This is a genomic window from Neisseria sp. HMSC065C04 (genome assembly GCF_001815375.1).
GTDB classification, from domain to species: domain Bacteria; phylum Pseudomonadota; class Gammaproteobacteria; order Burkholderiales; family Neisseriaceae; genus Neisseria; species Neisseria flavescens_D.
On sequence record NZ_KV820415.1, the window covers coordinates 30323 to 42046 of the forward strand.

Sequence of the window (11724 nt, forward strand, 5' to 3'; positions counted from 1 at the left end):
ATCCATCCTATTTAGTTTCGCCGGTATCAATTTCGATACCTTGAGTCAGTACGACATCCACTTGACGGCCTGCGTTGACTTCGACCACAGGGAATACCTTGTCGGCAAGTTTGATATAGTAGTCAGCCAGTCTGTCAGCTGCACCACCGATACCGGAAGCAATTCCTGCACGGTATTGATCACTGCCTCGAACGGAGGTCGTGCTTCCAAATGCAGTATCACTTGTCACTTTGAATGCTTCGGATACGCCTTTACCCATACCGCTGATAACGCCCGACATCAGTGCATTCGCCAAGAGTTGGCCTTGTTTCGTTACAAGATTGCCTCTAACACCTGTTTTTCCGTCTTCACCGGCAACGTAACCTTTTACTGGCATATCAATGGCTCGGCCATCGGTACCTACACAGCTGAGATTCTGCAATCTGATATATGCGCGTTCTGAAGATATATCGCCGTAAGCCTGACCGGTAACGAAGCACTCTCTAAAGTTGTATTTAAACCGGTTGGGCAGTTGCGCAAAATCAGTTACGCGCATTAAAACTGGGTGGGGGCTGGCATTTTGTGCTTCACCCCCGGTCGGTGCATCAACCCCACCTAACAGTACAGATCGGAAAAAAGTACCGCTCGGTATATACGAGTCTCGCGCCCGAAACTTGCCTTGAGAGACGGAAACTTTTCCGCCGTCTTCAACTACTTCTATATTCATACGCGGAGTTTTTGTTTTGACCCACTCCGCTTCTTTTAATTGTGGGGAAACCCGTACATTTTCATTCGGATTTCCGGTATTTACTGCTCCAGTCGTTCCAGGTTGCAGCTCTGCTTCATTCATACTTCCTGAAACAATTTTTCGTTCAATGGGTCTGTCTGCTGCAGCAGGTGCCCCATTTGGCAATGTACCTGCCGGAGGTGCTGGGGGGAGTTGGCCGTTATCGCCAATGCCGCTTATTGCCGGCGGCTTGCCTAAACCATCAGGTCCCAGTCCCTTACTTGAGTCAGGATTGCTACCGTTCTCTTTTGCTTGTAACTGCTGAACCATGGTTTCCAATTCGCTGATTTTTCGATTCGCATCTTCAATCTTCGAACTTTCCGTGTTCATCCATAAAGAGTTGTCTGTAATGCCTGCTTGTGGACTTGTAAAATCAGTTTTGAGAATCTGCTGTTTGTTTTGAACCTGTGTAACTTCGGCAGATTTCTTTTTATTGCCTTCAATGACATAAACTGCACTGCCTACAATTGCTGCCATACCGCCTGCAACCATACCAGCAATGGCCAACTGCCGTTTTCGTGCAGCTGAAAGGTTAAATTTGTTTACTTTCACCCTCATCTCAACCTCCCAGACGGCTAATAATAAATACGTCGGTAATTTCTCCGGGTTGTAGAATCTGTTTCCGTACCGCTACCGCCAAAACGCCTTGTCGGTAAAATTCCTGCTCTCTAATTTCAAGTTGTTTGGAACCCAAATTAGTTAATGTGAAAGAAAAACCCTGCATATCGGCAGCGGTGTAACTTCCGGTTTGAACAAACAGCGTGTTTTCCCACAATGGGATGGTTTGGTATTCACGACTGTGATTGATGCCCATATCGCCGCTAGTGCCACTCATCATGGAGGCCATCATTTTTTTGATGGCTCGCACATATTCGGTACTATTCATCGTCACAGGCATAGGACCGCTTTTCGCAGCCAATACTGCTGCTTCATGACGATTAGCACCTGCCACATCGATTACGATGTTGTCACCCTGTTTCGATGTAGGCTTAAGAACCAGCAAGTAGGTCTTACCCTCCTCGCTTACAACAAAAAGATTTGTAGGATTTGAGGTCAAACTGCGAACAAATAGTTGACCTGTTGTCGTATCTTTCTGAAGCTCAAGATCGCCATCCATAAATTTCCATGAGGCAATTCGACCGCCTTCAATAGCGATTCTGCTCAAGTTACGTTTACTTACTGAAACAACGTGAGGTGTATTTTCTGTTGCAGCCACACGTTGCTCGGCAAAACTAGTGATGGGTCCAGCTACCAATAAGGCAGTAAAGACAATTTTTTTTAATGGTGAACACATATCAATTACCGCCTTTAAATTCTGATGCCGTTCTACTGATTTCTACATCCTCGGTTTTTACTTCGGATTCTTCCTGATTTGCGGGTTCTGCTTTAGTTACGCGCTTTTGAACTTCTTTAATCGATAGCAATTGCAGCGTTCCATAATTATTTTTGAAAGAAATGAGTAGCTCGCGGTCTTTTTGCTCCACTACTGTATTGTTGCGTTTAACCTCAAAAACGCCACGAATGGAAACCGTATTGTCTGAAGTGTCTGCCGTTGCTTCTGTCGCACTAAAAGTGGTGCTGACATTATTTTTCTTAACCCATAAGGCATTTAAAGACAGTTCCTTTTCCAAGGCATCTTTATAATCAGGAGCAACGATTTTTAATAATTGGCTGTTTTGATAATCAACTGTTTTAGGAGTCACATTTAAGAGAAGATAGGCTGTATAGGGAGCCATCTCTTCAAGATATTCTTTTGAAAAAGCGATGTTTGATACAGTCATTGAACGCCGGATTTCCGGAGGAGTCAGCGTTGTTTGAACAACAGTACCTTTGAAGAGTACCGTCGCAGACAAAAATAGATTGGCAGTTATAGACATACCCAAAACTACCCAAAAAAAGACCTTGATGCCGGTTCTTACCGCTAATTCACTCAACATATACTCAGTCTTCAATTTAGAAACTCCCGTTTATTTGTTTCAGGTATCCGTTTGTTTTTTTCATTAATGGGTAGGTACCAATAAAGAACATGCAAAAAGAACCATTGATGCTTGCCCGACTTCAACTTTCCCCATCGCCATGCGATAAAAAGGCTAAGCGACATGGAAATGAAAAAGTGACGAGAGACAATACCTATACCGAACCCGGACATAAACAAGATGAATACGTCCAAATCCCAAATAAATGCTTTTTTGGGATCGTCTATCGATACTGGAACTCGAAAATCTCTCATCACTTCCCTTTTTCGGTTTGATTAAACAATCAAGGTGAACATACCTTTAATGATACCCGGGCCCAATGTTGCAGCCAGGCCAACACCCAAGCCGACGATACATGGCATGATGGTTTGTTTCATCAGACCTACGGCCAAACCGATCAAGAATGCAGTCAAGCCCAAAGCCATACCCAGATAGCCTTCAGACCAGCCTGATACCATGTCGGCCAAGCCTTTAAATTCTTGGCCGGTTGTAGCGGCCATCGCCAAGTTAGCGGTCAAAGCCAATGCAATCACGGCTGCGTATTTTGCTACTTTAGTTTGTTTGATATTCATAAAGAACCTCATATATAGAGCTTGTATCGCCAAGCTTTTGCGTCCGATCATTCTTTACCAAGTGATTACAACAGTTCGTGTGTCATCACTATTGCAGCAGGCAGGGGAACTGGCAGTTCGAATTTTTGCGGAGACATTATGTTTCCTTAGCCATTTACCGATCACTGCTGCCCGTTGTTTAGCCAAACGTCTATTAATTGCAGTATTTCGGCCTCCGATACTGTCAGCCCATCCGCGTAAATAAACTGTCTGAGTATTTTTCAATTTAGGCAGAACACGTTTGAGCGTTCTCACGCCCTCCGCACCGAGGTGTGAACTACCTAAATTGAAAAACACCCTGATCTCATCTTGCTGAAAACTGCTTTCTGTATGAGCATAAACCGGCTGTTCCGCCAAAACCTTGCGTTCAAATCCTGAACACTCTTCATTACGGCAAAAGACAAATTCGCCCAGTTGATTTTGTTCCACTGTATAAGTTGCGTCTTGAGGCAGCTCGACCACCTCTTGGTTTGGTGCGGCACAGGCTGTCAGAATCATTGTGGAAGCTACGAAGAGCGTGTTTTTAATCGTTTCCAATTTTGATATACCTTATTTGCGTACGTCATTCTTGCGCGATAGCATGCCCGACCTTTAAGTTTGGTACATGCAGCGTTATAAGCACCAACCGCTTCCCAAGATTTGCCATGTTGACGATAACTATTTGCCAATATCCATGCACCAATGTGTACATTTGTGCATGGATTCCATACATCTGCTTCTGTTAAACCGAATTTTTTTTGAAGTACGGGTAGCCATGAACGGTTAATACCCATCAAGCCAATATCGGCTGTATGACTTTCAATATTCGGTCTGAAAGAGCTTTCTGTTAATGCGATCGATTCCAACATATCGGGATCGATACCATATTTGTTGCCGGCTTCCCGATAACAAAAAGCATCTGCTCTTGTAGATGCGAGTACCAAAACACCTGGTACGACGAACTGTAAAAGTATGGCCCTTAATCTCATGTCTTTACTGTCGTTGTATGTAGGCACTGATTTTTACCTAGAATCGACAAGTTTTGTTAAATCAAAAGAAATTAACTAAATTATTTAGAAATGTTTTTTTATAAAATAATTATGATATAATTAAAAATTACGCTCAAAATAATAGAAACAACCTTACTGCAACCTATTGTTATTAAAAGGAATGCTACAAGGGTAAAGGCTCTTATCCAAAAGCCAAAAGGCCGTCTGCTAAAAAAATCGCAGCCGGCCTTTTTTAAAAGCTGTAACGGTAAAGCAACAGCCTTAATGGTTAAAGGAAAAGGTTTAAGGGAAAAGGATAAAAGTTAAAGGTAAAACAAAGACCTGCATGTCAAAATGCAGGTCTTTGTTTATTAAAAGGGGCGTTATTATACTCTATAAATTATGTTTTGTGACAATTCTAATTAAAATAACCTTTTTTACTTTGATTTTTGACATAGTAACGTTTTTTGATTATATGAATGGTTTAACAACTCTGACTTTTTAATCAAAATGAATGAAACAGATCTTTCCAAGCTTCTTGGTGTCGTAAATCGCTTTACAAATATCGATAAAAACTGGTCTTGCGTATTGTTGTTCTGGATGCAGCGTGCTACCGGTTATCTGGAAATGATGACTCTCGATGACGATGAAAATACGGCAACTTTCCTTATCGAGAAGCTGGAGAAACTTTTAGAGCCATTGCCGGAAGAAATTAATGACACGGTTTTTGCAAACGCATTGGCCGATGACTTTGAAATCTTATTTCTCATGGCTCAATACGGTTCAGAATACTGGAATTCGCTAAAAGAAAGTTTCGGTGAATTTTGTATTAGACATACTACGTTACCCAATCAATTGATTGCTGATATACCACATGCCAAAAAAGAAGAAGTCAGCATGTGGCTAAAATCTTTGCTTAAAGCATCATGAAAACAAGCCTCATCACATTAGCATCCTCACTAATGCTTATCGGTGGCTCAATGCTATACCTGATAAATACGAAAAAAAGTGCTGAACCCACATCACATAATGATGAGGGTTCCCATCGCGATCAGAACATAGTCAATGACCGGTTTCGCATTTTAAAAGCGCATGAACTGATTCAGGTGCTCGACTTAAGCCCTCAAATATCCGGTATTAAGATGAATTTAGGGTTGTCGGATGAAAACTGGAGTAAGGATGCCCTTCCCTTTTTGGAAAAATATATAGCCTTTGTTCAAAGGCTTCCCGCCAGTGAGTCTCATCACCATGCAGGTGATGGTGGTTTAGTCCGCCATACACTCGATGTAGCTGCACTGGCCCTAGTCGCATCGACATCTCAATCATGGCCGCCTAATGCCAAAACAGAGGAAATAGCAAAGAAAACTGCGGCCTGGCGTTATGGCATCATGTGTGCAGCCCTACTCCATGACGTTGGTAAAACTGTGACTGGATTTCAAGTTGAGCTGTTTGATTCGGCTACCAGCCTAGAAAAATTGCTATGGTTGCCTGATGCAGGTTCGATGGCTGAAAGCGGTAAGCTTTATTATCGTGTCGAATTTCCTGATGCAAAGTCTGCTTACAGCACACATGCTGAAATTGCTTGGACATTCTTTCAAGCTTTGGTTCCTTCGCATGTCAGACAATGGCTTGCCACAACAGATCCAAATTTAATGATTACCTTGAGAAATTATCTGAGTGGGAAAAAAGATGGTAGTCCTCTTGAGCAGTTAATAAAAAATGCTGATATGACTTCGGTTTCACGGGATTTGCGAAGTGGTAGCCGTCAACGCTTTTCAACTGCCAAGCGTAAACCATTTATTGAAACAATTATGGAAACATTGAAGGAAATGTTATCCGACAGAGGGGTCCATTTCAGCATCGCAACGACTGCCGGTGGTGACCTGTTCCGCAAGGGTGATCGTATCTATTTGATGTCAAAAAATGTACCTGACTACATCCGGCAGTATTTGAGAAAAAATCAACATCCTGCTGCAGGGTCATTTCCAACTGATAACCAAAGAATATTTGACACATTATTTGAGTACCGTGCCGTCATTCCACCGGAAAACGATCCTCACAGGGCAATTACCCATATAGAGGTTGAGTTTACCCGCATGGACGGTGAAAAGGTTCGCAATGTATTCAGTGTACTTTGTTTCAATGCCAAAACCTTGTATCCGGATGGAGATTATCCGGCAGAGTTCTTAGGTAATCTTTCTGAAGTAGCCGCTAAAAAAGAAATAGCATATGTTGTAGCTTCGGAGGATAAAACATCAATTCAAGCACAAGATATTGAAGTTAAGTCAGCCAACACCAAAGACAAAATGGATTTTCTGTCTATTCAACCGGAAATAACAGAACAGCCTTCCCTACCCGAAAAAAATCAAACTGAGACAGTGAACTCTGCTTTTGACAACAGTAAGAACACACCTGCTCCAGAGAAAAATAGATCCAGTGAAGTAGAAAAAGCAGAAAACCCGAATAAACAGAATTACAGCTCAATAGATAACCTAATCGAAAACTTTAACCTGATAGAACCTGATTCAGAACAAACAGAACCAACCAATTCAGAAGCTGAGACAGCAGTAAATGCCGTTAGCCCGATTCAGGAAAATATAAGCGTGGAAATTGAAACTGAGACAGTAGCCAAACCTCACACTGAGGTTAAAGACACTGAGACAGATAAAACTCCAAAAACAATTAAATCGGGTACCAAAGCAGGTCGTAAAAAACTTGCCGACCTTTTCTCAGACGATCGAAAACCTGTTGAGAAAGCAGCTGATCCTGAATCAGAACATGGACAGATTAAAACAACTGAGACAGTGAACCATCAAATTAATACTGAAGCAGTTTCATTGCCTGAATCTGAATCAGCACAAAATGGTATGCGTGAACTGGAGCAGCTAAGACTAAAAGAACCTACATCTAGTCCACGCCCAGTTCAAGTCATGGATGACTCTCAAGGTTTAGATAGCCTTGCAAGCGGAGCGAAGAATATGGCAGAACTTGAAGCCTTAGTTTCTGAACGTAATTTGAAAAAGCAATCAGAAACAGAGTCAACCGAAATAGTCGAGGATTCAGTCAAAGCCAAACATATGGAAGCCAGAGACCGTGGTATGCAATTTTTACGATGGCTGGCAGATGGATTAGGAGACGGCAGCATAGCTGTCAATAGAAGCGGTGCAACAGTCCACTTTATTGAACAGGGAATGTTGTTGGTTACGCCAGCTGTATTTAGAGATTACGCCGGCGGCGTGTTCAATAAATCTGATACGGAAAGTCTAGGCCCTCTTACACAAAAAGGCTTTGAGGCTTTGAGGTTGCATGCAAGGACGAAAAAAAGCTCATTGCATAGGGTTCTAACGACAAATGGTAGCAATCGCAGACTCTTCTATTGCTACCTTATCCCTGAACATAATATCAAACATATCATACAGCCAGGTTCAAGACCTCAGAATAATACCGATATTAAATTGGACGAATCCGACTTATTAGTAATGGAACAAAAATGAGTGCCCACTTCCCTGAAAATGTTTATCGATCACCCTATGAATGGATCAGTGTAGCCGCATACTCCTCCACAGCGATTTCAGTAGCACATTTGCCTGTACCGGCGGTAATTGCTTATGGCAGTTTAGCCATTTTTTCGGTGGTTTCAGTCAAACGCGCGTTATCAGCATTGCGCATTATGCGTTTCCGTAAAAATATCCGGAAGTTGCCCTATTATGCCCTTACCGCTGATGAAATTCCTTCTTCTGATAAAGCACTTTTTCTAGGAAAAGGGTTTAGATGGACACAGACACATACCCAACGTCTTTTTATGGTTCGCCAGCCTGAGAATGACGGACTTCGTAATCCCTCAAAACTCTATAAGGCAGCAAGAAAACATGAGATTGAGACAATGGGTACAGACTGGATTTCCCGCATAACTCGAAAATCGGCATGGTGGAACCCAGTTGCTCCTTTACCTCCGGTCGGAGGTTCTCCTGAATTACATGGCATTGAAATTGATGAAGATGATATTTGGGAAGATTTAGGGGAGCGCGTTGGCCACAAGGTTGTATTGGGCACAACCCGTGTAGGTAAAACCCGACTATGTGAAACCATGATTGTTCAGGATATTCGGCGGGGTGATGTAACGATCGCATTTGATCCAAAGGGTGATGCAGACCTGATGACTAGAATGTATGTCGAATCGCAAAAATCAAACAGGCCATTTTATATGTTCCATTTGGGTTTCCCCGAGTACAGTTGTCGGTACAACCCTATCGGGGATTATGGTCGTATTACCGAGGTTGCGACAAGGATTGCAAACCAACTGCCCTCTGAAGGTCAGTCTGCTGCCTTCCGAGATTTTGTATGGCGTTTCGTCAACGTTTTAACGAAAACCATGGAAGGTTTATCCATTAAGCCAAGCTATGAAAATATCTATAAGTCTGCTGCAAATGTAGATGAGCTTGCGGGGGATTACTTTAAAAAGATATTGGATAAGCACCACCCTGGTTGGGAGAAAGACTTCAACAATTTTGATATGCCAGAGTCGGAAGCAAAAAGCGCAGTCAAGACAGGGCGTAACTTGGACACAATGAAACTCGGTTCTTTCTTGAAAGCCAAAAAGCACAACGAACCTCTTATTGACGCATTGGGTGGTATTTTGTCCAATGACAGATCCTATTTTGAAAAGCTAGTCAGCTCTCTGTATCCATTGCTGGAAAAACTGACGACTGGCGAAGTTGCCAAGCTTATCAGCCCGGATACAGAGGATTTGTCAGATCCAAGGATCATTATGGACTGGCGCAAAGTCATGGAATCGAATGCTGTTGTCTATATTGGATTGGATTCCCTATCTGATGCCGAAGTAGCAGCAGCTGTAGGTAATGCGATGTTTGCTGACTTAACCTCTCTTGCAGGTCAGATCTATAAATTTGGCCATGGGGTTGGACAGAGTGGAAAAACTCAGAAAAGAAAAGTCTCAATTCATGCAGACGAATTCAATGAATTAATCGGTGACGAATTTATTCCGTTATTGAATAAGGCAGGTGGTGCCGGCTATCAAGTGACGGTTTATACGCAAACATGGAAAGACGTAGAAGCCAAAATTGGTTCCCCGGCCAAAGCAGGTCAAATTGGTGGCAACTTGAATACGATGATTATGCTTAGGGTGAAAACCGTCGAAACAGCAGAGATGCTGACCAATCAGTTACCGGAAGTCAAAATTATGACCAGCACCTTGGTATCAAGGGCTGGAGATGTTGCTTATCCGGATAGTCACGAAGATTTCAGCAGTGGTAACGAAGACAGGATTGGTGCTGAGACAGTTCCTATGTTAACGCCTGCTGATTTAACCCAATTGCCAAAGGGTCAAGCTTTCGCTCTTATTGAAGGTGGCCAGCTATATAAAATACGGCTTCCTTTACCCAAAAAGGACAAGCAGGAGAAAATCCCTGCACATATTGGCAAAATGGCGGCTGAGATGCGCGAAGTTAACAGACTAAGCCAGCCTTCGGCTGAAGAAAACGCATTTACGGAGGGAAGTAGTTATGCCGTCTAATACAAGCGCATGGTACATGAACTCATTGCCTTTAAAGTTCTTATTCCTCCCGTTTAAAGCTGCTTATACCTTATTCTTAATTGTGCTGCTTATCTTTGGTAGTTCAATGTTGACACAAAATTATTTTGGCACCGGTAATCTCTTGGAAGATGAAATCAAATGGTCTGAGGCTGTTGGCCATGATGCGTTCCCAGCTAAAGAGGTTGGCGATACTATTAATCTGAAAATTGCCAGACTAAGTTACAAGGGGCTGAAAACCGTATTTTTTGACCTGACATTAGTCAATGAGTCTCTGAAAGCTAAGTCAGAGGCCGATTTCGGCTATAAATTCAAAAATTACTTAGCTCCTCGTATGAAATACCTACAACAATTTGATGCTACATTGAAGGTTATATCCTTACGTTTGGGAAACTTGGCATTGTTTGTAGGTATTGCGGCAGTCTTTGCAATCCCGGTTTTAATAGATGGATTAGTGATGAGAGCTATCAGACAGGAAAATGCCTCACGGGAGAGTGCCGGAATTTATCACCGGGCAAAATACTGGAGAACAGGAATTATTTGGTTGGGGTGCATGATTTATATGTGTATTCCTATATCAATTTCGCCCTATTTGCTCTCTTTGCCTTTAATAGCGGCAATTTGGATGATTTTCATGCAGGCCAAATATCTTAAAAAGTATCTTTAGGATTCCAGTGGAACCTATGTGGTGCCTTTTTAAGTTCATTGCGAAAAAGATTAATGTCATATAATCTGAATTTAAGAATGGAGGATACATTTTTATACCCCATCAGGATTTGAACGGCTCGAACGTCTCCGGATTCGATCAAATAGTTATACAGACAGGAATTTCTTAAAGTCCTAGGTGTTACAGCGTGACCTGTAAGTTTAGAGGTCAGTCTGGATATAATTTTGGTAATCCCACTTTCTGTAACAGCTGTCCCATTTTTTTTTGTAAATAAAGGGAACTTAGGATTTATTTTCGATTTTAAGTCGAAATTTAAAACCAATAATTCTATATACTTATTAAGGTACATCGTACTTTTTTGGTCTAAGTATATGATTCTTTGTCTTTTAAATCTTTTATCAAGGTATATTGCTTTTTCACTTGGGACAAAATTTCGAATTTGTAACTTTGATAATTCACAGTTCCTTAGACCTGCATGGCATATGAGATCTAAAATGCACCACTTTTTTAAGTGCTCCAAATCTTTATCATCCTCCGGGACATAACTGGAAAAAGGGGTTAATGAGATTAAATTGGGCATGCTATCCGGTCTTTTAAAATACCGGATTCTTTCAGACGGCGCATGTAGATTTCGAGAAAAGCAAAACCACTTTCGAAAACTATGCCAACTTGCTATGAATAGATTTAGAGAAGACACAACTCTCTTCTTTTTATCATTTATACAAAGTAAACGATGATATTGAAGGAGCGTTTTTTTAAAAACTCTTTGGTCATTTAAAACCGATTCACAAGAATTTTCTGTATAGCCATAAGATCTCAATATATGGCCATATATCTTTAATTTATCCAAATAGGAACGAATTGTCGAAAATGGATATTTTTTTGAAGATAAATAGGATATAAATTCCATAAAGACGGAATTTGGCCAATGATTTTGTAATTTGAAAAATTTGAACATCTATCTTTATCCAATTTGATACCAAAAGAGAGATATTCGAACTTAGTGTTATAATCAAAAAATAAGTTGCAAATTTGTCGATAGGAGCTTGATAAATACTTAAATTTTGAGTACACTTAACCTTGATGGTTATCATCAGAATACAATTTATTTTGCATAGGAACAAAACAGCGGAATTTGTAGAAGAATAGGAAAAAGGAAATTAATTTATATTATGTTAAATTCAT

General features: G+C 41.3%; 11 protein-coding genes. 4 read left to right on the forward strand and 7 right to left on the reverse strand.

What is annotated here, in order from left to right; translation table 11 throughout:
• Positions 1-7: 7 nt before the first annotated feature.
• Genes HMPREF3022_RS06575 through HMPREF3022_RS11340 form a run of 7 tightly spaced genes read right to left on the reverse strand, consistent with a single transcriptional unit; the run spans position 8 to position 4348 of the window.
• Positions 8-1324 carry a TraB/TrbI/VirB10 family type IV secretion system protein gene (locus HMPREF3022_RS06575; protein WP_049360013.1) on the reverse strand — a complete coding sequence of 439 codons (1317 nt, stop codon included), beginning with the start codon at positions 1322-1324 and terminating at the stop codon, positions 8-10.
• 1 nt (position 1325) lies between these two features.
• Entirely contained in the window at positions 1326-2060 is a 735-nt protein-coding gene (locus HMPREF3022_RS06580) for a TraK domain-containing protein (protein WP_049323363.1), read from the reverse strand.
• A gap of 1 nt (position 2061) precedes the next feature.
• A complete protein-coding gene (locus HMPREF3022_RS06585; RefSeq protein ID WP_049360059.1) occupies positions 2062-2703 on the reverse strand; it encodes a TraE/TraK family type IV conjugative transfer system protein in 642 nt (213 codons plus the stop codon).
• Positions 2704-2714: 11 nt separating this feature from the next.
• On the reverse strand, positions 2715-2996 hold the full coding sequence (traL, locus tag HMPREF3022_RS06590) for a type IV conjugative transfer system protein TraL (protein ID WP_049323364.1): 282 nt from the start codon (positions 2994-2996) through the stop codon (positions 2715-2717).
• Positions 2997-3017: 21 nt separating this feature from the next.
• Positions 3018-3314 (reverse strand): TraA family conjugative transfer protein, encoded by a 297-nt coding sequence (traA, locus tag HMPREF3022_RS06595; RefSeq protein WP_049360016.1) that lies wholly within the window; start codon positions 3312-3314, stop codon positions 3018-3020.
• Between the two features lie 54 nt (positions 3315-3368).
• Entirely contained in the window at positions 3369-3890 is a 522-nt protein-coding gene (locus tag HMPREF3022_RS06600) for an OmpA family protein (protein WP_070765328.1), read from the reverse strand.
• Complete coding sequence (locus HMPREF3022_RS11340; RefSeq protein WP_283119054.1) at positions 3860-4348, reverse strand: lytic transglycosylase domain-containing protein; 489 nt, start codon at positions 4346-4348, stop codon at positions 3860-3862. The genes HMPREF3022_RS06600 and HMPREF3022_RS11340 overlap by 31 nt, the downstream gene beginning before the upstream one ends.
• 483 nt (positions 4349-4831) lie before the next feature.
• Here HMPREF3022_RS11340 and HMPREF3022_RS06605 point away from each other — a divergent pair, with 483 nt between their 5' ends.
• The 4 genes from HMPREF3022_RS06605 to HMPREF3022_RS06620 are packed head-to-tail and all read left to right on the forward strand — an operon-like array spanning position 4832 to position 10539.
• Positions 4832-5251 (forward strand): hypothetical protein, encoded by a 420-nt coding sequence (locus tag HMPREF3022_RS06605; protein WP_070765329.1) that lies wholly within the window; start codon positions 4832-4834, stop codon positions 5249-5251.
• Positions 5248-7815, forward strand: coding sequence for a MobH family relaxase (gene mobH / locus HMPREF3022_RS06610; protein WP_070765330.1), 2568 nt, complete (start codon positions 5248-5250; stop codon positions 7813-7815). Before HMPREF3022_RS06605 ends, mobH begins: the two co-directional genes overlap by 4 nt.
• Positions 7812-9854 (forward strand): type IV conjugative transfer system coupling protein TraD, encoded by a 2043-nt coding sequence (gene traD / locus HMPREF3022_RS06615; protein ID WP_070765331.1) that lies wholly within the window; start codon positions 7812-7814, stop codon positions 9852-9854. The genes mobH and traD overlap by 4 nt, the downstream gene beginning before the upstream one ends.
• 16 nt (positions 9855-9870) lie before the next feature.
• The gene (locus HMPREF3022_RS06620; RefSeq protein ID WP_283119055.1) at positions 9871-10539 is read left to right on the forward strand and encodes an IncC plasmid conjugative DNA transfer DtrJ family protein; all 669 of its coding nucleotides are present in this window, start codon (positions 9871-9873) and stop codon (positions 10537-10539) included.
• Positions 10540-11724: the final 1185 nt, after the last annotated feature.

Coding starts and splice junctions, on each gene's coding strand:
- HMPREF3022_RS06575 (WP_049360013.1), bottom strand. CDS start 1,324: ATGAGGGTGAAAGTAAACAAATTTAACCTTTCAGCTGCACGAAAACGG.
- HMPREF3022_RS06580 (WP_049323363.1), bottom strand. CDS start 2,060: ATGTGTTCACCATTAAAAAAAATTGTCTTTACTGCCTTATTGGTAGCT.
- HMPREF3022_RS06585 (WP_049360059.1), bottom strand. CDS start 2,703: ATGTTGAGTGAATTAGCGGTAAGAACCGGCATCAAGGTCTTTTTTTGG.
- traL (WP_049323364.1), bottom strand. CDS start 2,996: ATGAGAGATTTTCGAGTTCCAGTATCGATAGACGATCCCAAAAAAGCA.
- traA (WP_049360016.1), bottom strand. CDS start 3,314: ATGAATATCAAACAAACTAAAGTAGCAAAATACGCAGCCGTGATTGCA.
- HMPREF3022_RS06605 (WP_070765329.1), top strand. CDS start 4,832: ATGAATGAAACAGATCTTTCCAAGCTTCTTGGTGTCGTAAATCGCTTT.
- mobH (WP_070765330.1), top strand. CDS start 5,248: ATGAAAACAAGCCTCATCACATTAGCATCCTCACTAATGCTTATCGGT.
- traD (WP_070765331.1), top strand. CDS start 7,812: ATGAGTGCCCACTTCCCTGAAAATGTTTATCGATCACCCTATGAATGG.
- HMPREF3022_RS06620 (WP_283119055.1), top strand. CDS start 9,871: ATGAACTCATTGCCTTTAAAGTTCTTATTCCTCCCGTTTAAAGCTGCT.